This window comes from Rhodopirellula sp. SH410, from assembly GCF_055811895.1.
On sequence record NZ_CM147949.1, the window covers coordinates 1,346,939 to 1,371,831 of the forward strand.

Annotated in this window: 13 protein-coding genes; 7 read left to right on the top strand and 6 right to left on the bottom strand. The window is 58.8% G+C overall.

The window, feature by feature from the left end; all coding sequences use genetic code 11:
- Window positions 1-12: 12 nt before the first annotated feature.
- The 4 genes from SH410x_RS05155 to SH410x_RS05170 all read left to right on the top strand — a co-directional run bounded on the left by SH410x_RS05155 (window position 13) and on the right by SH410x_RS05170 (window position 6,465).
- A complete protein-coding gene (locus SH410x_RS05155) occupies window positions 13-2,265 on the top strand; it encodes an HAD family hydrolase (protein ID WP_473675231.1) in 2,253 nt (750 codons plus the stop codon).
- Window positions 2,266-2,439: 174 nt separating this feature from the next.
- Window positions 2,440-4,431, top strand: a complete 1,992-nt coding sequence (locus SH410x_RS05160; RefSeq protein ID WP_473675233.1) for an alpha-amylase family glycosyl hydrolase — start codon at window positions 2,440-2,442, stop codon at window positions 4,429-4,431.
- Window positions 4,432-4,461: 30 nt separating this feature from the next.
- On the top strand, window positions 4,462-4,974 hold the full coding sequence (locus SH410x_RS05165; protein ID WP_473675235.1) for a CinA family protein: 513 nt from the start codon (window positions 4,462-4,464) through the stop codon (window positions 4,972-4,974).
- A gap of 156 nt (window positions 4,975-5,130) precedes the next feature.
- The gene (locus tag SH410x_RS05170) at window positions 5,131-6,465 is read left to right on the top strand and encodes an MBL fold metallo-hydrolase (protein ID WP_473675237.1); all 1,335 of its coding nucleotides are present in this window, start codon (window positions 5,131-5,133) and stop codon (window positions 6,463-6,465) included.
- A gap of 236 nt (window positions 6,466-6,701) precedes the next feature.
- Here SH410x_RS05170 and metF read toward each other — a convergent pair whose 3' ends face one another.
- The 6 genes from metF to SH410x_RS05200 form a co-directional block, all read right to left on the bottom strand.
- Window positions 6,702-7,577: a methylenetetrahydrofolate reductase [NAD(P)H] gene (gene metF / locus SH410x_RS05175; protein ID WP_473675239.1), complete on the bottom strand. Its 876-nt coding sequence runs from the start codon at window positions 7,575-7,577 to the stop codon at window positions 6,702-6,704.
- A 290-nt stretch (window positions 7,578-7,867) separates the two neighbouring features.
- A complete protein-coding gene (locus SH410x_RS05180) occupies window positions 7,868-8,977 on the bottom strand; it encodes a prenyltransferase/squalene oxidase repeat-containing protein (protein WP_473675241.1) in 1,110 nt (369 codons plus the stop codon).
- Window positions 8,974-15,012 carry a hypothetical protein gene (locus tag SH410x_RS05185; protein WP_473675243.1) on the bottom strand — a complete coding sequence of 2,013 codons (6,039 nt, stop codon included), beginning with the start codon at window positions 15,010-15,012 and terminating at the stop codon, window positions 8,974-8,976. The genes SH410x_RS05180 and SH410x_RS05185 overlap by 4 nt, the downstream gene beginning before the upstream one ends.
- Complete coding sequence (locus SH410x_RS05190; protein WP_473677248.1) at window positions 15,009-17,477, bottom strand: VWA domain-containing protein; 2,469 nt, start codon at window positions 17,475-17,477, stop codon at window positions 15,009-15,011. The genes SH410x_RS05185 and SH410x_RS05190 overlap by 4 nt, the downstream gene beginning before the upstream one ends.
- On the bottom strand, window positions 17,474-19,951 hold the full coding sequence (locus SH410x_RS05195; protein WP_473675245.1) for a BatA domain-containing protein: 2,478 nt from the start codon (window positions 19,949-19,951) through the stop codon (window positions 17,474-17,476). Before SH410x_RS05195 ends, SH410x_RS05190 begins: the two co-directional genes overlap by 4 nt.
- Window positions 19,948-20,973, bottom strand: coding sequence for a DUF58 domain-containing protein (locus SH410x_RS05200; RefSeq protein WP_473675247.1), 1,026 nt, complete (start codon window positions 20,971-20,973; stop codon window positions 19,948-19,950). Before SH410x_RS05200 ends, SH410x_RS05195 begins: the two co-directional genes overlap by 4 nt.
- A 566-nt stretch (window positions 20,974-21,539) precedes the next feature.
- Between SH410x_RS05200 and SH410x_RS05205 the strand changes: the two genes are divergently transcribed.
- The 3 genes from SH410x_RS05205 (at window position 21,540) to SH410x_RS05215 (ending at window position 24,818) form a co-directional block, all read left to right on the top strand.
- On the top strand, window positions 21,540-22,337 hold the full coding sequence (locus tag SH410x_RS05205; RefSeq protein ID WP_473675249.1) for a hypothetical protein: 798 nt from the start codon (window positions 21,540-21,542) through the stop codon (window positions 22,335-22,337).
- Window positions 22,338-22,864: 527 nt separating this feature from the next.
- Window positions 22,865-23,254, top strand: a complete 390-nt coding sequence (locus tag SH410x_RS05210; RefSeq protein ID WP_473675251.1) for a hypothetical protein — start codon at window positions 22,865-22,867, stop codon at window positions 23,252-23,254.
- Window positions 23,255-23,435: 181 nt separating this feature from the next.
- Complete coding sequence (locus SH410x_RS05215; protein ID WP_473675253.1) at window positions 23,436-24,818, top strand: Gfo/Idh/MocA family protein; 1,383 nt, start codon at window positions 23,436-23,438, stop codon at window positions 24,816-24,818.
- Window positions 24,819-24,893 lie beyond the last annotated feature (75 nt).

Genomic DNA, 24,893 nt, shown 5'->3' on the forward strand with positions numbered 1-24,893 from the left:
TTGAATCTCGTTATGAAATCGCCTGACAACGATGGACTTCGCATCACCTTGCTCAGTCTCCATGGATTGATCCGTGGCCATGATTGCGAACTCGGCCGTGACGCTGATACCGGTGGACAGATCAAGTATGTGCTCGAACTCGCTCAAGAATTGTCGACACGTGAGGGTGTCGCATCGGTTGAGCTCGTGACACGCCAACTATTCGATGATCGCGTCGGACCGGATTACGCACAGGTCGAAGAGCGATTGAGTGACAAAGCCAAAATCATTCGAATTCCGTTTGGTCCTCGGCGCTATCTGCGAAAGGAAGCTCTGTGGCCCTATCTCGAAACATTTATCGATCAAATGCTCGGCCACTATCGCCGTACCGGGCTGCCGGATTTGATTCATGGTCACTACGCCGATGCTGGATACGCGGGTGCACAGCTCGCCCGGTTGCTGCATGTGCCCTACGTGTTTACCGGTCACTCGCTGGGCCGCGTGAAACGTGAGCGGATGCTCGAATCCAGAGCGAAATCCAAGAGCAAAAAGTCCCCCGATGATCTGGAAAAGAAATTTAAATTCAAAGCCCGTGAGGAGGCCGAAGAGACGGCGTTGGAAACCGCCGCGATGGTGATCACGAGTACCGCCCAGGAGGTTGAGCAGCAGTACTCGGTCTATCATCACTACCAACCCGACCGCATGGAAGTGATCCCGCCGGGCGTCGATCTGACAAACTTCTATCCCGACGATCCCACCGAGCCATTGCCACCGATCTACGATCAACTGCTGCCGTTCTTGCGAGCCCCTGACAAGCCGATGATCGTCGCCATGGCTCGTCCTGACGAGCGCAAGAACCTCGAGATGCTCGTCCGTGTTTTCGGTGAGAACCCCAAGATGCAGGAGGAGGCAAACCTCGTGCTGGTGATGGGAGGCCGTGACGATCTGCGCGCGATGCCTCCGTCGCAGCGAAAGGTCATCACCAATGTGCTGCAGCTCATCGACGTCTACAACCTCTACGGCAAAGTGGCATACCCGAAATCACATCGCCCATCGGACGTCCCCGACCTGTACCGCCTGACCGCCCGGCGCAAGGGGGTTTTCGTGAACCCCGCCATGACCGAGCCGTTTGGTTTGACGCTGCTCGAAGCGGCCGCCAGCGGGGTGCCGATTGTGGCCACCAATGACGGCGGTCCACGTGACATTATCGCGAATTGCCAAAACGGTTTGCTAATCGACCCCTTCGATCGCGAATCGATCGATCACGCGATCATGCGATGTCTGAGTGAACCGGAGCAGTGGCAGGAGTGGTCCCAAGCGGGGATTTCCGGTACCCGCGAGCACTACAGTTGGAAAAATCACGTCGATCGTTATCTGCGAGATGTCTCGGAAATTATCGGTACCTCCGTGCCGCCGGTTCTATCGCAGACTCCGACACGAACGTCGAAACGATTGCCGGAGTTCGACCGGATTATCATGACGGATCTCGACAACACGCTGACGGGCGACAACGACGCCCTCAATGAGTTTGTCGACCTGATGAAAAATGCTGGCAAAGATGTCGGCTTTGGTATCGATACCGGACGCTCGCTCGCCGAGGCGATGAGCTTGATCAATGATCTCGGGCTGCCGCGACCCGATGTGGTCTCAACGGCTGTCGGCACCGAACTGTATTACGGTAGCGGTTTGACGCAAGACAAGTCGTGGCACCAACAAATCTCCCACCAATGGGATGGTCCCCGTGTGCACGAGGTGCTCGACACGATACCAGGACTCTACCTGCAAAAGGACAAGGACCAAACCGAATTCAAGATCAGTTACCGCATTGACCCCGACATCATCTCGTCCGTCGACGATGTGCGCAAGCAACTGCGTGAAGCCGGTTTGAAAGTGAAGGCGATCCTATCACTCGGATCATTCCTCGATATCATCCCCATTCGCGGCGGTAGCGGGTTATCGCTGAGACACCTCGCCTATCGTTGGGGGTTCGAACCCGAACACATGCTCGTCGCGGGCGACTGCGGCAACGACGAGGGGATGCTCAAGGGTGCCACCCTCGGGGTCGTCGTGGGGAACTACAGCCCCGAACTGGAAAAGTTGCGTGGGTTGCCCCGGATTTATTTTGCGCAAGGCCACCACGCGAGGGGCGTTTTGGAAGGCATCGAGTACTATGATTTCCTCAATCATATTCGCATTCCCAACGATCGAACCGAGGCCGAATCATCCAAGGAAGACACCAACGAATCCCGGGATGCCAAGCCCAGTGATGCTTCGCCGGCCCTATAAACCATGTGATTGCCTCCTGCGATCGCTTTCGACGTCGAGCATGTCGTGCCGCAGCGCAAGGGCTGCCTGACCGGGTTTGATTGACGGAGTCGATTTTCATTCTGCGTGACAAACTCAATTCTGTGACGTATATCCCAGTACCTCTCCGAGACTTCACGCCGCTTTTGCGAAAATATGATTGCCCTGAAACTGAATGCACGATCCCGCGACGGCCATGGCGTTGCCGAGAGTCGCAACGACAAGCGAGCGAGAATCGCGCTGGAGCGAATGCTTCCGACGCTCGAGTCGTTCTGGGAATCCGAAGACGTTGACCAGGACGAAATCGATGAAGTGATGGACCGCTTGCAGCGTCACTGGCCGCGATTGTTCGGCCTGCTCGTGGAGCTCTATGGCGAGCAGTGGGATTTTTTCTATCATCTCGAACAGATCGTGATGACGCTGGTCCGGGGATGGCGAATGCGCAATGAGTCGCTGCGTCAATCCGATCGTCAGCGGATCAATAATCCGGGGTGGTACACCTCCGAGAAAATCGTGGGTGGTGCGCTCTATGTCGATCTGTTCAGCGAAAACCTGGGTAAGCTCCGCGATCAAATTCCCTATTTTCAAAAATTGGGGCTGACGTACCTGCACCTGATGCCGCTCTTCGCCGTCCGCCCTGGCAACAATGATGGCGGCTACGCCATCAGCAACTACCGCAGCGTCGATCCCCGCGTGGGAACGCTCGACGACCTCAAGGAACTTGCCGCATCGCTGCGTGAGGCCGGCATCTTGCTGGTGCTCGATTTTGTGTTCAATCACACCGCTGATGATCATTATTGGGCCCAACAGGCTCAGTCCGGGAACGAAGAGTTTGAGGACTTCTATTTCCTGTTCGCTGATCGCGTCGTCCCCGACCAGTATGAACGAACGGTGCGAGAGATTTTCCCGACGGTGCGCCGGGGCAGTTTCACTTGGCACGATGGAATGCAACGTTGGGTCTGGACGACCTTCAATAGTTTTCAGTGGGACCTGAATTATCGCAACCCGGAAGTCTTTCGGGCGATGCTCGCCGAGATGCTGTTTATCGCCAATACCGGTGTGGATTTGCTACGACTCGATGCGGTCGCGTTTATCTGGAAACAGATGGGGACGATGTGCGAGAATTTACCCGAGGCACACAAGATCATTCAGGCCTTCAATGCCTGCGCACGCGTTGCCGCTCCTGGTTTGGTCTTTAAGAGCGAAGCCATCGTGCATCCTGACGAAGTGGTGAAGTACATCAGCGAAGGGGAGTGCCAAACCTCATACAATCCCACGTTGATGGCATTGCTATGGGAATCGCTCGCCACGCGGGACACCAAACTTCTGCAGCGATCTCTCTCGCGACGCCACAAATTGCCGGCGCAAACCACATGGGTCAACTACCTCCGCTGTCACGATGACATTGGCTGGACGTTTGACGATGAAGATGCTGCCGCAGTGGGGATCAATGCGTATCACCACCGACACTTCCTGAATGCATTTTACACGGGCCAGTTTGAAGGCTCCTTTGCGCGCGGCGTGCCGTTCCAACACAATGTCGACACCGGTGACATGCGCATCAGCGGCACGCTGGCGTCTCTCGCGGGATTGGAACAGGCTATTGAGCAAGACCGCGCCGACCTGAAGGAATTGGCCATTCGCCGCATCCTTCTACTCAATGCCTCCATGCTCAGCGTCGGCGGCATTCCACTGATGTATTTGGGGGAGGAGTGGGGCACGTTGAACGACTACGATTTCGTCAAAGATCCCGCTAAGGCGGGTGATACTCGCTGGGTTCACCGCCCGAAAATGCAGTGGAACTATCTCGACGAACTGGGGGACGATGGATCGATTCGAGGACGGATTTTCAAATCGCTACAAAAGCTGATTGAGATTCGCAAAGAGACACCGGCCTTCTCGGGCTTGGATATGGAGTTGATGGCGACGCAGTCACCGCAGCTGCTCGCCTACGTGCGGGCCAGTGCCGGAAACCGAGTGATTGTGGTTTCAAACTTCAGCGAGTATCCGCAGACGGTCGACAGCAATCGGCTCCGCACCGCGGGCATGGGGCGGTTTTTCGAGGATCTGTATACCGGCCAAACCATTACCACGGCCGAAGACGTGCATTTAGAACCCTATCAATTCCTGTGGCTGCGCCGCGTGTAGTCGCCCCATCGCCGAGAGTACTCCCATTCGATGACACTCCCCATGTTTGCCGAGGCGACTCAGCTCGTCGATCATTTACGCGATTCCTCGTGGCGAATCGCATTGGCTGAGAGTTGTACGTGTGGGATGGCGGCGGCGCTCATCGGTGGCGTTCCCGGAGCCAGCGATGTGTTTTGTGGGAGCGCCGTGACATACCGCCCGTCCGCCAAATCCGACTGGCTCGGCGTCGACCCCGACACCGTGCGGAAATTCACCGCCGAGAGCAGCCAGACCACCGACGAGATGGCTCGCTGCCTGCTGCAGCGCACCCACGAAGCGGATTGGTGTGCCGCCATCACCGGGCATCTCGGCCCGCATGCGCCCGCGGCAATTGACGGACACATCTTTGTCTCATTAGCCCGTCGCCCAATGGATTCCGATAGCGACCCGATCGTATCCCGCCATGAATTCGTGCTGTCGGCGGTATCTCGATCGGAGCGGCAAAGCGAAGCCGCGCAGATTCTAATCCGTTGGATACTCAACCAAACTTCCACAGCGCATTGAAATGGACTCGTTCGTGTATTGCCCTGCCTGAGTTACCCCGATGTCGACACGCCCCCATTGGATCGCTGCAATGTAGCTTGTCCTCGTCGGCGTCGAGTCACCGAGCGTGCTAGAATCGCCTCATCTTCCCCTACTCTCCCACTCCGGCCGCTGCTCATGCTCGTTCACCATGGCGCATACGATGGCGTCACTGGCTCATGCCATCAATTGTTCTGGAACAAGAAGAAATCGAGTTTGCTCGTCGACTGCGGGATTTTCCAGGGCAACGATGCGAAGAAGCATCCCAATCCGGAAATTGAATTCTCCCTTCGTGGTATCGAGTGCCTCTTGTTGACGCATGTGCATATTGATCATGTGGGGCGACTGCCGTACCTGATGGCGGCAGGATTTGAACAACCGATTTTCTGTAGCGTGCCGACGGCCAAGCTGCTGCCGCTGGTCATGGAAGATGCGCTGCGAATTGGGTTCACGCGGTCCAAGCATTTGATCGAAAAATTCACTCATCAGATCCGGCGACTGCTCCGGCCGCTGCCCTACCATGAGTGGCACGACCTACCCGGCGGTGCCCAAGTTCGGTTGCTGCCTGCGGGACACGTGTTGGGGTCGACCATCTTTGAAGTCGAACTTCCCGCGGGCAAACGGGTTGTCTTTAGCGGCGATCTCGGTGCAGGCACCAATCCGCTGCTGAACCCTCCTGAGAGTCCCGAGCGGGCGGATCTCTTGGTGCTCGAAAGCACCTATGGGGATCGCCTGCATCCCACTCAAAAGGATCGCCAGGCGGAATTGGAGCAGATCATTCGGCGGACGCTCGCCGATGGCGGGGTGACCATCATCCCCGCATTCTCGCTCGGTCGGACTCAAGCCCTGCTTTACGAGCTCAATGGGATTTTTGAACGCGTGCAGAAGACGGAGCACCACACGCTGATGAATCGCGTTGATGTGATTGTCGACTCACCCTTGGCAACACGCTTCACATCGCTCTACAAAGAAATGAAAGATCATTGGGGAGAAGAGGCGCAGGTGGTGCTGCAGACCGATGACCAACCGCTCGTCTTTGAAAATCTCACAACCGTCGGCAGCCATACCGAGCACATGAAAACACTGGACATGGTCGAGGAGCACGGCCTGCCGGCAGTCGTGATCGCCGGGAGTGGGATGTGCACGGGAGGCCGTGTGATGAATTACCTCAAACGCTTCATTGGTGATGTCCGCACCGACATTGTCTTTGCCGGTTATCAAGCCGGCGGGACACCAGGCCACTACATCTCCCGAGGCAGCGACTGGGTACGACTCGACGGACGCAAGTTCGACATCGCTGCCAAGGTACACCAACTGACGGGCTATTCGGCGCACGGCGATCAAGCGGACTTGATCCGGTTCGTCCAAGAGATGGAGAGTCCGCCCAGCGAAATCCGGTTGGTACACGGCGACTACGGCCCGAAACGAACGCTGGCAGCGAAGTTAGCACAGCGCGGCTACATGGTCACCTGAGCGAGCGTGACAGCGAATGATGACGCACAGCAGCTGCGTTCATCAGAACGAGGATTCCACCCTCGGGCGACGGTCGTCACCGATCATGTGGCCCCGTTTGATTGTCTCGTGACCACTCGCAGGCGGGTGAGCGAGTCGAAGTTCGACCGGCAATGGTGAGCCGAGTGCCATCGGGCATCGGGCCACGCGAACCGCCCGGCCGCTCACGCAATTCGGCTCATGAAATCAACACGCCGCTAGGCTTGCCCAGCCATCTGCAGGCCATCGAGCAATTCAGCCGCGGCGGCGGAGCGATTGAGGACATAGTAGTGGATGCCGGGAACACCATTGTTGATCAAGTCAATCGTTTGCTGGCGGGCGTGCTCAACGCCAACGCGGAATTGGTGTTCAGCCGAGTCGTCCTTGGTCATCGCATCGGCGAGCCCTGACGGGATCACCGCCTTGCACATCCCGGCGATCCGCTGGGCTTGTTTGAAGTTCGTGACAGGCAGAATCCCCGGCACAATCGGCACGTCGATCCCCGCGCCGACGCAGTCATCGCGGAAACGATAGAAATCGGCGTTCTCGTAGAACAACTGTGTGATCACGATATCTGCGCCCGCGTCGACTTTGCGTTTGAGATTATCGAGATCCGTTTTCGCGTCGCTCGCTTCTTGATGCACCTCAGGATACCCGGCCACTGCGATGCCCAGGTCTTGAAAGTTTTTGCGAATCAACTCGACCAGTTCGTTGGCATACCGCAGGCCGCCCTCGGTAACGGAAAATTCAGTGGTGCCTTGGGGGGGGTCGCCCCGCAGCGCCACGATGTAATCGATACCGATTTCCGTTGCCTTCTGTAGATACTCGCAGAGTTGTTGCGTGTTGGATCCAACGCAGGTCAAATGCGAGGCTACGGGGAGATTGGTGATTTGTTTGACCCGCTGCAGCACCTCGAGTGTCGTCCCTTGGCTCGATCCGCCCGCACCGTACGTGCAGGTGAAGAACCGTGGCTGAAACTGCATCAATCGCTCGACGTTCTCACACAGCGAATCAATTCCATCGGCCGTTTTTGGTGGGAAGAGTTCAAACGAAATGGCACAGCCATCGGAGCGATATTGGTCGGCCAGAGTCATAGAGTATGGTGCTAGTTGAGGGATGTGTGATGGTCGCTCGGCTCGCCGAGCCGAATTCGTTCGTACGAAATACTATCGGCTCAGCGGGGTGAGCGACAGTGGTTTTTCCGGTCTTCCGGAATCGAACGCAACCCTCAAATCTCGCCTCCGGTAAAAGGAGACTGCTGATTTGAAGAGCCGTTCGGGCGAATCCGGGGGAGGGGGCCGGTCTCTCTGTTCGAGTGTGGCCCCCATTATAGGCGGATCCGACGCGGTGCCAATTGGGAACCGGACATCCCTCACAAAACCGCCTATCGCTGGTAAATGGGCAGGTAGTGGTAACGAACGCCGAGACTGAGGATCGCCAGAGACGTCGCGTAGGTGATACCAAAGTTGCGTTCTTCGCCGTCGCCGCTGATCCAGTGGCCGGCTCGGGTCTGGACCCGCAACAGCAATTCTTGCGTCAATCGCGTCGCCGTCTCCGCCGCCTCACCGCCGACCTGATGCATCCCCTGAGCGTAGTAGTACATTCCATAAAAGAAAAAACGGTCGTTGTTGCGCGGCGGATGTTCGATCAACCACGCCGCCGCACCACTGACCAGTGGCGAGTCGTACCGACCACAGGTCTGCATCGCAAGCAACCCGGCCGCCGTCATCGTGAACGTGGGCGAGTACGTTCCCGGCATGTAAGCAAATCCGTTGACACGCTCACGCGGAATGCCCTCATCGTTGAGCGAAGAGGTGAAGGAGTTCTCCAGGTAGGTAACCGCGTTGTCGATCGCTTCAGCGGGCACATCGAGTCCATCGTTCTTTGCCGAACGCAATGCCATGACCTGCCACACCGAGACCGAGAGATCGGAATCCCGTGCATCAGGCGTGTACCGCCAACCGCCTTGCATGTTCTTAGGCTTGGTCACCAACTGTGATTTCAAGATCACCTTGATCGCCCCATCGAGAGCCTCGTGGATACGCTCGTTCTGAAGGATCGATGAGCCCATGCCCAATATCTCGGTCAGCATCAACGTGGTGATGCCATGCCCGTACATCCGTGATCCATCTTGCCGTCCAAAGTAACCATCTGTTCGATTGCGTGGTTGCAACACGTACTCGATCGCCCGGTCCAATGCTCGACCGCGAGGTGAATCGTCGCCCGCGACGGAACCGACACAGGCCAACGCCATGATCGCCAGCGAGGTCATCGCGGTGGCATTGGTTCGATCGGCGATCGAACCATCATCAGCCTGTTGTCGCAACAAAGCGTCAACACCTCGATCGACTGCGAGATCGAGCGAGTCGGGAACATAGAGATCCGTGAGTTCATCGGCCGCCGAGCGGCGACCCAACAACGCGGCTCCGGCGGTCGCCACGCCACCTGCAGTCCACTGCGAGAGCAGCTGGCGACGTGTGATTGGACTGGTCATGGCGTATCCTCTGCGGGATTATCGCGAGTCTCGGTGGCACCGCCGCGAGCCCGTGAGGCTTCGCCGGCAATGGTTTGGAAATAAGCTTCGATCGCATTGCGGTAGGGCAACGGCACGCTGGCTTTGCGATCTTGGATCACGTCGTCACTCGCCCTCTCTCGCAGTGCTCCCCATTGCCCGTCGGCACGCATTTCGTCGTCGAGGCTGAGCAACCCGCCCGCTGGCATCTCGAATGAGTCACCTGATTGTGAACCGGGTTTGCCGGATTGACGTTGGGGCGGTTCGCCCTCGTTGGCACCGGGTTTTCCTGACGAGGCGATCTGGCTGAGCCGTTGTTGACGTTCCGCTGCGAGTCGGCGAGCGGCCTGCTGAGCTGCCGCGGCGAGGGTTGGGGAAGCCTCGCCGGCAGTGGATGCCGGCTTGCCCGAACCACTCGCGGCAGACTCGCTATCCCCACTCTCACCAGCAGCGGTCTGCCCACTGCCCTCAGCCGCCTCACCCTCCGTGGACGCGCCCTCGGTTGACTCTGCCGGTACGGAACCAAAGATCGCGCGATCGAGTTCATCGAGCGCCCGAGCGAGTTTTTCAGGCCGGTCGGCTTCGTCGAGCGTCCCGGTACGTTCAGCCGAGCTGGCAGCCTGGGACGCACCGTCGGATGAGCCTGTCGGCGAACCGGTACCACGTATCGCTTCGGCCATGACGGACAATGCATCGGCTTGGTCGGCTAACTGGTCCGCGGCTATCCCGAGATTCTGATGCGCCGCCTTCGCCGGCTCGCCCCCAGACTCGGTGGGCTCGGTTTCGGCCGCCTGCTGCAGATTTTCCTGAGCGTTTTGGATGGATGAGTCGGTGGTCTCCTGCAGTTCTTTTGCCGCGGCGTCGAGCTGATGGGCAGCATCGGTATTTCCCAGGCGTTCTTCGTGCCGGGCGGCCCGACGGAGGTCATCGGCCGCTTGGCGGGCAGTCTGGCGGGTTTGCCCCTGCGATTGGGCCAGCGACTCGGCGGACGATCGCCGCGGCTTGGGGGCCTCGCCCGGCGAGGCATCTTGAGTGAGTCGTTTCAACCCAGTGGCGAGTCGTTCCATTTCATGCTGCGAAATCTCACTGGCCCGGGCCAGCGACTCAGCCGTCGGGTTTTGGGCCTCCAGTTTGTTCACGGGTTCTTTCTTGGCCACGTTGGTAAACTTCTCGGCTTGCTGCTCGGCTTGCTCAGCGGCTTGTCGCGTGCCGGTTGCTGCTTCGGCTGCTCGCGACGCATCATCGACGCGTTGCTGCGTCTCTCGCACACGCTGCTGCAGTGATTCTTGGTCTGGCTTCTTTTGGAGCTGCTGCTCCGCTTGATCGAGTTGTTTTTCGGCGTCACGTTTCTGTTTTTCCGCCTGCTGGACACGCCGCCCCGCCTCCTCTCGTCGCTGATGCCACTGTGGAATCTGGCGTCCGAGGGATTTGATCCATTCGTTTTGCGTGCGCAGTTGGTCAGCCTCCAGTTGCTCAGCGCGTTGGTCGCGAGACTTCTCGCTCGGATGAATCTCCTCTCCGGCGGCTTGATTGGCTTCCTGCGACAGTTCGCGTGATTTCTCAGCCGCATGTTGAAGCGTTTCTTGGAGTTGCTGCGACGCCGCATGAATTTCCTCGAGCAGGGCCTGGTCATTCTGCACCCGATCTGCCTGCTCGGCCGCTGAGCGAAGTTCCTCCCGCATCTCTCGCACTGCTTCGCGAGCGGCTTCGTTCTCCGCCCGAGCACTGGCTCGTTCGGCGGCATTGAGCCACTGATCGTTGACGGCTCGAGATTGATCCGAAAGCGAACGGAGTTGGTCGCGCAACTGCTTTTTCCGCTCGAACAGTTGGGGGTCCGCTTTTTCGAGTTCTCTCTGCAGCCGATCCTCCTGATCCGCTGCGGCGCGGACGGCCTGTTCGACATCGGCAACCGTGCGTCGAGAAATATCAGACAGGTCCGCCTGCATCGGTGGATCTCGCTGGAGTTGTCGTTCGAGCTGTTTTAAGAGCTCCTCGGGACTTGTCTGCGCCAGGTCGCTGGTCGCGGACGCATCCTGGAGCGATTCTTCGAGCGCGTCGAGCTCTCGATTCTCACGCAGTTCTTCCCGAGTTTGCGATAGTTCCTCTCCCGCCTCGGCGGCGGCAAAATGGGCGGCGGTCGTTTCGAGCGTGTCCGCGAGTTGCTCGAGATTTTCGTTCGCTTCGGCAGGCGAAACCGACTTCTCCGGCTGGCGCAGCGGTGTGGAAACCGCATCCATCTGTTGTTGGATTTTCTGCAATGCGGCATCGGCATCGCGAGCGAGTTCACGCTCGGCGGCATTGCTGAGATCAGCCTCGTTGGCGCGGTCGACCAAGTCATCGGCGAGGCGATCGACCTTTGCTTGCAGGTCGTCGATCGACTGCTCCAATGCGTTTGCCTCGGACTGCGGTTCGCTCTTGTCGGACTCCGACGGATCAGGCTCGGACTGGCTCTTCGCACGCAGTTTCTTCGCCTCATCGGCGGCTTCCTTGGCAAGCTCACTGGTGGTCGGCAAGAATGCTCGCAACGTCTCGCGAGCTTCCGCCATCACCGCTTGGATCGCCGGCATTGCAACGCGGTAGCGGTCCGCCAGTGACTGCACCGGAGCGGCTGCGGACAGGAAGGGCCGAGAATCATATCGCCGCTGGGTAATCCATTGACGGGCCTGAGAGAAATCAGAGTCCCAGCGTGTGGCCTGCAAGTCCTCAAGAACTTCGTTGTCAATCTCAGTGGAGCGGAACTGCTGCAGCGGCGTTTCAGAAAATACTTGGAAGTGCTCGAGACGGATGCCCTGGTCAATCGCCCGGTCGGCGGGGTTGTTGCCGAAGCGTTCGCGATCAGCGATGTCTTGTAGCTGGGCGGCCAAACGCATCAGCTGCCCACCGGCTTCCAATCGAGTGGCCGCTTTGCTAATCCGGTCAAGAATTTGCGCTGGACTCTCGTCGGCAATGGGAACGAATTCGCTCCCGGTAACGTGCTCGATCACCTGACGTACCAATTTGAAATCGCTTGCCACGGCAACGTTCATGTCGGGCCTCACGCGTTGCCGTGCCTCGGCACGGTCGTATCGCTGGATCAATTCGTTTCGCTGGGCCGCGAACACTTCATGGCGAAGTTTCTCTTGGGCGACCAGCGGTGCGATCTCCTCGCTATTCTGCTGCTCTTCAATTCGATCTAAACGTTCGCGAGACACCATCCATTCCCGCCCGTCGCGTCGAAGTGTTTCGATCGCGGCCCGAGATTGTTGGTCCTCGCGACCGAGATCCCGAACCGCTCCTGCAATTTTGTTGAATGTATTCCCGTGCACAAAGCCGCCGGTGTGATGTTGCTGCATGTCCTTCAGGAGTACAGCGATGGAGTCGCGAAAGTTTTTCTCCACGTCGGGATTGCGATCCAACCGTAATTTTTCGTTCGCTTGTTCGATTCGGAAGATCGACTCAGCCAAAAATCGCCGCAGGTTCTTGAGGTGTCGCTGCGTTTCATCGGGCAGATCATGATCGAGTGACTCGATCAACTCCTCGACCTGCCGGATCCGTTCGGCCAATAAACTCGCTTGCCCTGGAAGTCGCTCGATTGGCACCGACGAGTCTTCGTCGACCAGCAGCGAGGTTTGTTCACCGATGGCATTCCAGTCTCGAATCAGGGCTTTGGCCAATTGACTGGCCAGTAATCGAGCGGGCAATTCGCTCACCGACTTGACCCGCCCCTGGACCCGGCGGGCCGCCGCAGCGACGGCGTCGACGGCGCGTTTGCGATCCGGTTCCGCGAGCGACTCGCCCAGGTCAGAGGCGAACTGCCAGGCCTCAATCGTTCCTTGGAGCTCCATCACGGTCGCCACCGCATAGCGGTCGATGAGTGATTCCTGATCCGTCAAAACGGAATCAGGGCTGCGAAACATCATTTCGGACAGCGTGTTCGGCTCAACAGCGACATCATCAATCGCTCGCTCTTGAGCTAGTCTTTGCAACACTTTCGGATCCATCGGCCCGGCAATTTTTTGCCAGCGTCGATCCAAAAGATCGAGTTCCGTTGCGAACGTACCATCGGGAGCAAACCCCTCGGCATCGGTGTGCTCTTGTGCCTGCTGAGCGGCCGTCTTGATCCGCTCGGTCAAATCCTGCAGGTCCGTAAACCACAGATTGAGATCTGCGACGAGGGCTTGCCAAGCAAACAGTGCTGCATGGCGATTGGGATCAAATTGCTCACCGGCGATGTAGACATACCGCCAATCCGATTCGCCCCGTTTCCCCCCTCGATCCAAGGCAACTAAGCGCACTCTCAAAAGCGTGCCGGCGGGTAACGCCTCACCCTGAGTGCCGCTGCCGCTGAGGTCCATCAAGTCACCGTTCCACTCAATCTCTTGCTGCATTGCGATCGGATCGAGCGGCACGACGCGTTCGCGGATTGGCCCACTGTCGACGATCGACTCAATCACATAGTGGTCCATCGGCACATCGTCCTCGATCCTCCCTGGAAAACGGAGCACGGCAGCCGACGAGGACATTTGACGGGTCGGTATCGACGCCGACCAGACCGCGGTCGGTGCCCGATCGATGATCGGATCGATCATGCAGTGTGGCAGAAAGGGGTTATCGAGTTCGCTTTGCAAACTGATCGCGTCAATGCGATAGCTGCCTGGTGTTTGGATCGCCACTTCAAAACGAAAACGCTTGGGATCGTCGTCGACGCTCTGCATCGGGACGGCAACGTCATTGCCGTAGTCGCCAAACCAGACCTGCGCCGCGCGGACGGGTTGGTCAAAGGTGACGGTTACTTCGGCCCGTGTTCCCACCAACGCTTCGAGGTCACCGTACTCCTCGATCGACTCCACATCAGGCAACTTAACATAGGAGGGGAAATGGTACTTCTTGGCAAATTCGACGACATGCGGTCGGGGCATGGGCGTCAACGTATACCAGTTCGACTCCGCGTCCCCGGCGAGAACTCGATAGTGGACGACGCTGCGATCGACCTGCAGATTGATCGCATACGATTCGGACTGATCTGCGGGGGGATCGCTCGCGTCGGTAGGTTGTTCACCGGATACGCCCTTGGTAGATCCATCCTTAGGAACGAGCGGAAAATGACTGTCTGATATGGTGGCCGAACGCTCCGCGGTCGACCATTCCGACCGCGGAGCGTTCGGCCACTTATTTTCCGCTCGTTCCTCAACGGGCATCACCGTACGCGGTGACATTCGCAAACTCCCTTTCCCTCCGTCATCGCTCTGCCATTGCAGATAGACCTCTCCACGTCCTAACTTCTTCACGGCAGCGACCACGGCGACGAGATCACCATGTGCAACCGATTTGGATGCAGGCTGCGGGGCGGTGATTCGGAGTTGAGTGATCGATGCTCGCTCGATCGGTGCGATGGGGACGAAGGCGCGGGCCAGGCGACGGGGGAGTTGCAGTGACGGAATCAAACTCAGTAACGCCACGACCACGCCCGCACCCACAGCGGCGAACAGCGCCGCTCGTACGAGACGCCATGGCAGCATACGGCGAATGTCGATCGATGAAAGTTCGCCGGCGACCCCGGACTGCAGTGATGAGCGAAATTCAATAGAACCGTTGGCGCGGCGCGGGTCTTCGAGTTCAACCGCCGAGAGCAAACGCTCCCGCAGCGGCGGCGTCGCCGCTTCCATGCTCCGCGCGATCGCCGTCCAATCCCGCATTCGCGATTGACGCACGCCGCACAGCCATGCCGCCATCAACGCCGCCACGTCGACGAGCAGCGTTCCCAGCGCGCGTAACGGCGTCGCCATCGACCAGAAGTAATCGATGACCACCAGCATCAGCATGCCTACAATCAAGCAAACGACGCCGACGGCCAACCCACGACCAAACTGCAGTTGCGCTCGGCGACGAGCAAATCGCTCAATTGCCGAACGTGTTGGCGGCAATAGCTCGCTCGTCGCCGGTGGGCTCGGAGACTCGTTGGAACCGTGAGGGCTGGCCGGCGGAGGTGTCAAGAGCATGCTGCCGGTACCCGATCGCGATGAATTCGCTGCACTCATATCAACCCCACTTTCTTTCGAAACCACCATTCCACCGCGAGCAGAACCACGATGATCGCGAAGATCCACCAGGTCTGCCATAACAGCGTATCGGACTCCACGATCCGTCCACCGGAGAGCGAATCGAGCGACGCCAAAATCTCGTTGGCCGACGATTCGTGCACGGCGACTCCGCCGCCCGATGATGCGATCCGCTGCAGCGCGGCTGCATCAACGGACACGTGATTGAGTTCGGTTGAGCGCGGCGCGACGACCCAAAACGGTGTCGATGCCTTGAGGGCCGCCGCATCGTAGCCGCTGGCGCGAACCCGCAACCGGTAATCGCCAGCCGGCAAGGGGCCTGTCTCGCCAAGATACGTCCGCCGCTCGGCATCGTCCAAACGTAGCGGCACGGTCGCAATCGGCTGGTCATCGCGGAGCAGCACCGCGTCCACGGTCGCCGCGGGCGCCCCATCGCCGCCGCGTCGGTCGGCATTCAACAACCGCACCCGAATCGTCGCGGCCTGTCCCACACGATAGTCAATCTTATCCGTCCCAATCGCAACGAATGCATCACGGACCGCATAGGGTGGCTGCATCGCAGCGGTCATCAACTGGTTCCAGAATCGCCCCTGCAACCGGCTCTCGACTCGGTACCGCCATCTCCATGTTTGGTCGGACGCGAGATAGAAAACTCGCCCGGCTCCATACATCCGTGTGACCAACCATGGACTCTGGTTCCCTTGATCGTCAATCGCTTCGGCCCATACCTCGGCGTCGGCCTGCGGCGTGACCGCGTCGATGGACGTGGGCGCTGGCAGGTGCGACCAGATCTCGCTGACCTTGCTGGGCGACTGGTCTCCACGCACGTCCAATCGCATCACGGGGTGCGATTGGCCCACCGCGGTCGGCTCAATCGCACGGATGTTCTTGAAAAATTTCTGCGTAGTATCAAATCGAACGGGGATCACACCCGCCATATTGGTCTGCTCGGCCAACTCCGCAATGCGGCCGTAACGACCATCGACAACGATCAGCCCGCCACCGCCCGCCACCAGTTCGGATAGCTGCTCGGCATCTTGATCGGTCCACTGATCCGGCGGGATCTCGCCCAAAATCACCGCGTCGTAACGGGCCCAAGCTCGCGCTGATTCAGGCAATTCGCCGGGGGCGTCACCGCGGCGGACCTGCCGCATGTCGGTTCCGCGACCAAACAAGACCGTATCGACCTCCCAAGCGGGATCACGCGAGAACAGATTTCGCAGATAGCGAGTTTCCCAACGCGCTGAGCCATCGAGAATCAATACACGCCGATCCCGGCTCGCTGCGGCAATGCGAAATTCCATCGAGTTGTTGGCGGACTGGGCATCCAAGCTCGCCGTCGAGGCGAGATTTTCAGCCGACTGCTCCGCTCGTTGCGACAGATCACCCACCAACGATACGTGCGCCGACAACGACAACGCCACCATGTCGCGATCAACACCACGCACATCGCCTTGGGTTGCCTGTTGCATCAGTGGCTCGACAGGGAAATTAAAATCGACGGGCGAGTTCCCGTCTCCTGTGACCACCATCGTGTCCGACCAAACCACTTGCTCACCGCTGTTGATGGCGACCCGCAATGTCTGGCCTTCGTGTCCAAAGTGTTTGACCCATATCCGTCCCGCCACATGACCGTCATCAGCCACCTGCTGGGGTGCGTCGATATCGACGAGACCAATGTCATCCGGCTCGTCCACGCTTCCCATCGCAATCGAGTGCACTGTCCAACCGACATCGGCGAGCCGCGCGGCAACTTCGCCCGCATCGGCACGGCCGGCGGAATCACGCCCATCGGTAAAGAGTACGACCGCTCGTGATGCTTTCTCGGCGGTGCGATCACCAGAAACACCCCCGCTGGTACGCTCCGCCAACGCCCGCAGCGGCGAGCTCAAGTCCGTGTCGCGCCCGTCGGCATTTTCCAACAACGCTCTGGATTGTCCGTCCAACTGCTGTGCCGGTTCGGGCGGATCGCTGGAATCAAAAACGGGTGCGGCCTCTGCCGTGGCGGAACTCCACGCCAGTCGCGCCGTGTCATCAAACACAACGACGTCCATCAGATGCGTCTCACGCAACTGCTCAACCCACCCCTCCTGGCCCGTCTGTCCGAACAACAGATCCGTTGCCCGCCGCAGCCTATTGGGGGAACTCTGGGTTTGCGAATCGCGTTCCGCCATGCTCTGCGAGCGATCAACCGCCCACACCACCCGGGCCGGATTACCGACCACTTGCCGGTGATGCCAAACGGGCCCCGCCAAGAGGAAGCATGCCAACACCACAGCGGTCCCGCGCATCGCTGGAAGCAACCACGACCAAGGAGCACCGAGTTTCGCCGTCTCTCGCAAATAGAGCACCATCACGACCAAACCGGCGGCCAATGCCGCCACGCAGATCAGCCACGTCGGTAGATCACTCGAAAATCGCAGGTTCGCAAACACGTCGCTCATGTCGTCGCCTGGGAATGAGGGCGTGCAAATCGATTCGCCGAGCGGGTGACACCAAGTTGCTGCCACACCACTTCGCTGACCATCACCGCCAACAGCAACCAGAGCAGCGGACGCCAAATCTCAACGCCAAATCGATCCCGCTTCGTCGCCGCGACGAGTGTGCCCGCGTCACCATAGCGATCAGCCTCAAGTCGCTCAGCACACTCCGCCAGCAGCTCCGGTGCAACGCCGCGCAGTGTCGACTCCGATGCCGGAACGCCAACGACCCGGGCCAGTGGCATCGGCACCTTGCCCGTGTCCGGTACCGAGTCGGTCGTCTCACCGGCATCCCCCACTCCAACGCTCCGGAATCGATACGCACCGACCCACTGCGTGTCACCGAACACGAGTGGCCGTCGGGATGAGTCTGAGAGCGTCTGCGTCCTCCCATCGGGCGTGGACACCTGCCACACCCCGACATCATCCCCATCAAGAGGCGACACCGGAGCAATAACCATTGCGGTGCCTGGCAGCACGCTGCCCGGGCAGTCCGAACCGACCATTTCCATCACCAATTCCTGCATCATCGGCAGGAAGACGGGACGAAGCGGCAAATTCGACCATGCCGTATCGCAGGGGATCGCGAACTGAACCACCCGCCCCGCGATCGTTGCCCGCTCTGACCCCGGTTCGCCCGACCCCAGTTCGCCCGAATCCAGCTCGCCCGAATCCAGCTCGTTTGAATCGGGGGCTTCTGGATCGGGGTCACCCGAATCCGGGGCTCCCGAATTTACTGCGGGCGAGATCGTCTTGGTCACAACCAATGGCCGGCCGGAAGCGGTGCGGAGCCAGATCGATACGGATTTATCTGCGGGGGTGATCGCACGCAGACGAGAAACTTCCACGGAATCAAACAGCGAGTCTTCCGCGTCCCCGAGCGATTGCCAAACCGCCAGCTTCGACCCCGGTGGCTCGATGCGAAACGGTACCTCCTCCGCACTCGTGGCCTGCTGGGGCGTCGCTGGCAACCACGGGCAACCCGCCCATGCGGATGCGTCAATCTGCTCTCCGTCAAAAAATAATACGCGTCCACCGGCAGCGAGATAGCGTTCGAGCGGATCGGTGCCATCGGGCAAAGATGGCGGTCGTTTCACGTTGGCTAGTACAATTAAATCGGGAAACGCATCCACGGTGCCTTCGTCGGCCGGTTGCTCGGCCGCAACCATCGGCTCCAGTTTGTTGGTGAGTGTACGCTCCGACATCACTTGGGTGGCAACGAGATCTTGCCTCGCGACGTTCAACCGGCCGCCCCTGCCACGCGTCGTGGAGACTCGGGAATTGCCGCGGCGAACGGCCGCTTGGAATGCAAAGGGACTGAGCGCGACTTTCAGGAAATCCGTTTCACTCTCCAGAGGCTCTCGCGACGGTTGGCCATCGACCAACCATACGCGGATCGGACGGAGTACCTCGATCGCCCACTCGCGACGATTGTCCGCAGCGATCGCGTCGGCATGTTCAATCGACAATCCCACACTCGCGCCTCCTGGATTTTCGAACGTGGTTTGCCAATCCAGACTCGCTGTCCCATGCGCTTCGATCGATACCGTCTGTGTATCAACCACACGACCATCGACCATCCAACCCGCTCGCAAGTTCGAGACCGGCAGTTCCGAGTCGTTGCGGATCGTCGCGGTGAGCGGTACCGGTTGCCCGACGAGAATGGCGGGTGCATCGGTTTGTACTGATTCGACGACCACGTTGGCGAGCGTATGGGGGTCGCCATCCGCTTCAGTAATGTCGAGGAAATCGACTTGCGGCCGGGGCTGGAATCCCGCCAATCGCTCACTCAGATGGTCAATCGACTCCAGGAACAAGGACGCATTCTCTGCACCGGCCCTTTGGAACGTATTCTCCTGGAAATCTGAAATGAGCACGATTCGGCGGTAGGGGTGCGCCGCATCGCGACACGCGTCGATGGCCGCCTGCAGCGTTTCGGTCATCTTCATCGGAGCACCGTCGAAGCGGAGATCGCGAAGTTTTTCTCGCCCGTCACGTGGCGAGCCGGTTGTCGGTGGCACGCCCAAGTGGCTGCTCGACATCAGGATGACCTCATCACGCCGGGACATCGAATCGAGTATCGTGGTCGCGGCATCGATGGCGCGAGCCGAACGGGTTGCCGCCGACATCGAACGGCTGTCGTCGACCATCATGATCAACGAAACCGGCGTCTTGCCCGCCATCGACTGCCCTCCGATCGATGAGAGCAGCGGCCGTGCCATCGCGAGCGCCAACAGAATTGGAATCGCACAACGCAACGCTAACAGGATCCATTGGTGCCACTGCATGCGTCGACGATTCGCATTGACGACATCCTGCAACAGAAACATCGCACCCCAATCGAGCGTGCGAAAACGACTGCGAAAGAGCAAGTGGATCGCCAGTGGAACAACAAAGGCCGCCGCACCGAATGCCATTGCCGCATTAATGAAACTCATGGCGTTTCCTCCATGACCGAGCGACGATGAATCGCGTCGCCAGCCAATCCAGAGACGGGCCCGGCCTGACGCATCGTGATGAACCGTGACAAACAATCCACCAGAGGCAAATCGGTGCTGATCAGCAGATGATCAACATGGTTGCGGCGACAGGCAGCGGTAATCATGTCGTTGTGCCGACGCAGTGATTCGAGATAGCGAGTGCGAATTTGACGCGCGTCAATCACCTCATGGCGATTATCTCTTTCGAGATCGCGGAAATCAATTCGTTCATGAAACGGAAAATCCAGCTCGTCGGGATCGACGACTTGTAAGAACACCACGTCCTGCCGCCCACCACGCAGCAGCGTCAATGATCGGCCGAGCGACTCGACATCGCCGAAGCCATCGGAGATCAAGACTACCAATCCACGCCGTGGTAATTTCACCGAGGCTTGACGCAGCACCGTGCCGAGATCTGTTTCGCCGCCACGGCGTTCCTGGGCAAGCGTGTTTAAGACCACGTTCAAGTGCGATGGCAGCATCCGCGGTGGAACATAGTCGCGAACTTTGGCATCGAACGTCATCACACCCACGGAATCTTGATTCGAGAGCATCAGGTACGCGAACGCTGCAGCCAAGCCCGTCGCGTATTCCTGCTTCGTCCCATCCCACCACGTGGGAGGCGGCGCCGTCGACGGAGCCGATGCGGCCCCATGGGCCTCACGACTGAGCGATCTCGCCCGCTCTCCGCCGTACGCCATGCTGCCGCTCTGATCGACCAGCAACATGCATCGCAGATTCGTTTCTTCCTCGAACTCCCGGATGTACAATCGGTCGCTCTTGCCGAATGCCTTCCAGTCAATATTCTTCAACTCGTCGCCAGGCACGTAGGGACGATGCTCTTTGAACTCCACGCTCGAACCCTTGTGCGGAGATCGATGCCGCCCCACCGCCAGCCCCTCGACGGCCTGGCGCGCGACCAGACGCAGCGATTCAATCCGCGACACATCGCGGGCGCGAAACAAATCAGCAAGTCGCATGGAGGTGGGGTCCGAGGCGGGAGAGCAGTCGCAAACAACCGCCAGTCTAGCTCACCCGCCCCCCGTCGTCACGCGCCAGCATCCCGCCGCCGCCCCTAACCTCCAATCCACAACCATTTGCGCCGAATGCCGTAAGGCATCCGGGAACACCCACCCCGCCGCCAACAGAGCTAAGCAGGTTCGGGTGATGGGGAATGAATAACCCGAACCTGCTTAAAATCCAACATGCGGGGTTTATCCACGACAAACCCGGATGGACCGAGCGATTGCCGCTGAGAAACCGCTCGCCAACATGTAGCTTGAGGAACCGTCGTCTTAACGCGTCGATTGAAACTCCGCCGGGCAATACGAACGCGATCGAGACTACAGCCCACGTCGCATCGAGACCGTTGATGGATCATGGGTTCCGATCGAGATTTTTGGCGCTAGCCTCTCTTTGCTGGGCCCGGTCTGTTTTTTTGACGTGGCGCGAAAAACCGCTACCATAGGCAACTTGTCTATTTCTTGAATTCACGGGGTTTTCTATGAACGTGCGGCGTTGCCTTGAATTGATATCCTTCGGCGTCATGCTGATTCTCTCTCAACCACTGTGCGCGCAAGATCCAGCTCCGCAGAAAAATGAACGGGCCCAGCGGGCCTATGATCTGTTCACGAATCTAGCCCCCCAATACGCGATCACGGATGCAGAAGGTGTGCGAGTTGCATTGCGTCGACAGCCGGTTATGAATTGGGTCAATCCCGAACGTTACGACAAACTAGGATCGGTCTTCGTTTGGGAGCATGCTGGTATGCCACTGGCCATTGGCACGCTGTTTAGCTATTCCGTGCGTGAGTCTCCACGAAGAAAGCTCGCGTTGCATTCACTTGCCGACGGCCCGTTAACTGCGAAGACGCCAGAGGGAACGAGCGTATGGTCACCCACTGTCGCCGGAGTGACCCGGCGTCAATTTCCGTTTGTGGTCGGCGATGCGAGTTCGGCGGCTCAGCGGATGATCCGAATGCGACAACTGGCCCGGCAGTTCAAGGTTACTTTGACCGACGCCAGCGGAAGACCATCCGCCTTGCATCTGCTCCCTCAACCTGTACTGCGATATTCTTCGCCGGAATATGGAGTTCGAGACGGAGCGATTTTTGGCTGGATGGTCGGCACCGATCCAGATGCCTTCCTACTGATTGAATGCACCGACGACGGCACGTGGCGATACGCGTTCGCAAGGTTTCATTTCTGGAAAGTGACAGCAGATCTCAAAGGTGACCAGGTATGGGAAGCGCCCGAGGAACTTGACCAGAAAGCCAACGCGATTGGCAATCCAGTTTTCCAAGACCGCGTCTATTCGACGATGCGCATCCCAATCACTCCGTGAAACCTGATCCATCAGGGGAACGCCACTGAGGGGACACAGCACTTCTTCGGCGCCACTGAGGGGACACAGCACTTCTTCACTCGCAATTGCCTAGCTGCGACAGGTACCGGCTGTGCAGAGGGATGCCAAGCCCAGAGGGGCTACGAGCTTTTGTTGATGTCCCCCTCGTGAAAATGCTGTGTCCCTCCGTATCCATGCTCTAAGAGGAACTCAGTAACCCTGGAACCGCGAAGCGGTGGCAGGCGATAGCCCCGAACGCCAGTCCGGGGGGGGGCGTGGTCGTGGGAGGGAATAGAAACCCGCCATCTTTCCCAACTCAGAAATGTGCGACAATGGCAAACGCAGAGGGGTGTTTTCGGGCACCACTGAGTTCGGCGTTAGGAGCGTTCGGCCACGATATCAGACACTAATTTCCCGCTCGTTTCTTAGGTATTTCCCGGCAGTGATGGCTGCGGAGAGATTCCAGAGCCGCAAGCCGTTTCCAACACACTTCGCCATTTTTCGCTGAAACAGAATTAGAACGCTTCATGTCTTTCGCAGCATACCTCGCCCCGTTTTCAGAACACCCCATCTTGCAGGAGCGGGTGCTGTACGTACTTGAAAGCCTGCCACGCGAGGTGCAGCGAGACTTTTTGGATGATCGCCGGTTCCGGATCACACTGGACAACTTCCACCCGGAACGCGGCTGGTCGTTCCTGATGCCGGCACCTGGTGTCGATGGCAACGGCAGTCGCTGTATCGTGCTTCGCTTGAAACTTGCCGACGCGTCCGAACTGTTCGCTTGGTACGTGATCGCGCATGAGTTTGCACACGCCTATCTGCGCAACGGTGGCTGGGGAGAAATCACGGACATCGAAGAGGCCGCCGATGCCCTGGCAGAGGCATGGGGATTCCAGAGACCCGAAAAGAACAGGTGACGAAACAGAACATGTGCTTCATCACCCCGAAGTATGCTCAGGAGGTTTTCGAGCGATGCCCCTGGCACCTTCCCTCACGATCGTGCGCACTGCCGTTGGATAAGCCACCGTTTTCCGTTACAAGAGCTCCCGTTTTCTCGGCAATCCTTGTTCGTTTCATCCTCCACCCGCGAGTTCCCCAATGCCTACCCGTTATGCTGTTCCCCGCCGCGACGTCTTGAAATCCTCCGCGGCCTGGATGGGGGCTGGTGTGTTGACGATGCACGGCCCCCGGGCGAGTGGTTTTGCGGCCGCCAATGAACGCCCTCGTATTGCCGCCATCGGCACCGGCAGTCGCTGGTTCATCAAGGCCACTGGTGTCGATTTACCCTATGGATCGGCACCTGAAATGAGCCGGTTTGGCGACTACGTCGCTGTCTGTGATGCCGACGCCAATCGTGTGGACATGGCCGCAAACTTCGTCAAAGAATGGACTGGGAACGCCCCGAGTACGACGGCTGATTACCGGGCGGTGATCGACCGCGATGACATCGACATCGTCCATATCTCGACCCCCGATCACTGGCACGCCAAAATCGCAATCGAAGCGATGCTGGCGGGAAAGGATGTGTATTGCGAAAAGCCAATGACGTTGACGATCGATGAAGGCAAACTGATGAGTGATGTTTGCCGCCGAACCGGACGCATCGTTCAAGTCGGAACTCAACAGCGAAGCGAGCTTGATTTCATCAAAGCAATCGCGATGATTCGCGACGGTCGAATCGGCGAAGTCACGAAAGCGACGTGCAGTGTCGGGAGTCCGCCGACGAGTCCCGCGATTCCCGTCGTCCCATCTCCCAAACACCTTGATTGGAACCTGTGGCTCGGTCCCGCCCCCACGACGGAGTTCCGGTACTTGGCGAGCGACAATGGCGAGACGAAAAGCTTCTCGCGTCACCACTACGAGTTCCGGTGGTGGTACGAGTACTCGGGCGGCAAGTTAACCGATTGGGGGGCGCACCATGTTGATATCGCGACCTGGGCACTCGGAAAGACGAACACTGGCCCGGTTTCGGTCAATCCCGTCATGGTCAAACACCCAGTTGAGTTCCGAGACGGATACCCGGTTGATCCATCGCGGTACAACACGGCAACTGAGTTTCTGATTCAAGCCACCTTTGAGGATGGGAAGGTGATCGAAATTCGGCACGATCGAGACAACGGAATCCTGTTTGAAGGAACCCAGGGACGCATCTTCGTAAACCGAGGCCGCTTGAGTGGTTCGCCGGTGGAGCAACTGGCAACGAATCCGTTACCAGACGGAGCGCTCGAAAAGGTTTACAAGAATCGACCGCTGGTGAATCATTTTCAAAATTTCTTTGAGTCAGTCGTCGCCCGACAAGAACCCATCTCCGACGTCCATAGCCATCACCGCGCGTTGACAACTTGCCACCTCGCCGGCATCGCCGCCAGGCTAAATCGCGAGGTGCAATGGAATCCAAACGAGCAAACGATTGAAGGCGACGACCAAGCGGCGAGTTTTCTGGCCCGCGAGAAACGTCCAGGCTTTACGATCGAGATGTAAAAGAGATCGATCGGCGCCCACCTGGAAAAACAGGGCGGCAGCCACGTCAGTCGCACAGACTGCTCGTTCTAGGAA

What these genes read in the sequence shown, in the direction of transcription:
- SH410x_RS05155 (WP_473675231.1), top strand. Translation starts at nt 13, where the DNA reads ATGAAATCGCCTGACAACGATGGACTTCGCATCACCTTGCTCAGTCTC.
- SH410x_RS05160 (WP_473675233.1), top strand. Translation starts at nt 2,440, where the DNA reads ATGATTGCCCTGAAACTGAATGCACGATCCCGCGACGGCCATGGCGTT.
- SH410x_RS05165 (WP_473675235.1), top strand. Translation starts at nt 4,462, where the DNA reads ATGACACTCCCCATGTTTGCCGAGGCGACTCAGCTCGTCGATCATTTA.
- SH410x_RS05170 (WP_473675237.1), top strand. Translation starts at nt 5,131, where the DNA reads ATGCTCGTTCACCATGGCGCATACGATGGCGTCACTGGCTCATGCCAT.
- metF (WP_473675239.1), bottom strand. Translation starts at nt 7,577, where the DNA reads ATGACTCTGGCCGACCAATATCGCTCCGATGGCTGTGCCATTTCGTTT.
- SH410x_RS05180 (WP_473675241.1), bottom strand. Translation starts at nt 8,977, where the DNA reads ATGACCAGTCCAATCACACGTCGCCAGCTGCTCTCGCAGTGGACTGCA.
- SH410x_RS05185 (WP_473675243.1), bottom strand. Translation starts at nt 15,012, where the DNA reads ATGAGTGCAGCGAATTCATCGCGATCGGGTACCGGCAGCATGCTCTTG.
- SH410x_RS05190 (WP_473677248.1), bottom strand. Translation starts at nt 17,477, where the DNA reads ATGAGCGACGTGTTTGCGAACCTGCGATTTTCGAGTGATCTACCGACG.
- SH410x_RS05195 (WP_473675245.1), bottom strand. Translation starts at nt 19,951, where the DNA reads ATGAGTTTCATTAATGCGGCAATGGCATTCGGTGCGGCGGCCTTTGTT.
- SH410x_RS05200 (WP_473675247.1), bottom strand. Translation starts at nt 20,973, where the DNA reads ATGCGACTTGCTGATTTGTTTCGCGCCCGCGATGTGTCGCGGATTGAA.
- SH410x_RS05205 (WP_473675249.1), top strand. Translation starts at nt 21,540, where the DNA reads ATGCTGATTCTCTCTCAACCACTGTGCGCGCAAGATCCAGCTCCGCAG.
- SH410x_RS05210 (WP_473675251.1), top strand. Translation starts at nt 22,865, where the DNA reads ATGTCTTTCGCAGCATACCTCGCCCCGTTTTCAGAACACCCCATCTTG.
- SH410x_RS05215 (WP_473675253.1), top strand. Translation starts at nt 23,436, where the DNA reads ATGCCTACCCGTTATGCTGTTCCCCGCCGCGACGTCTTGAAATCCTCC.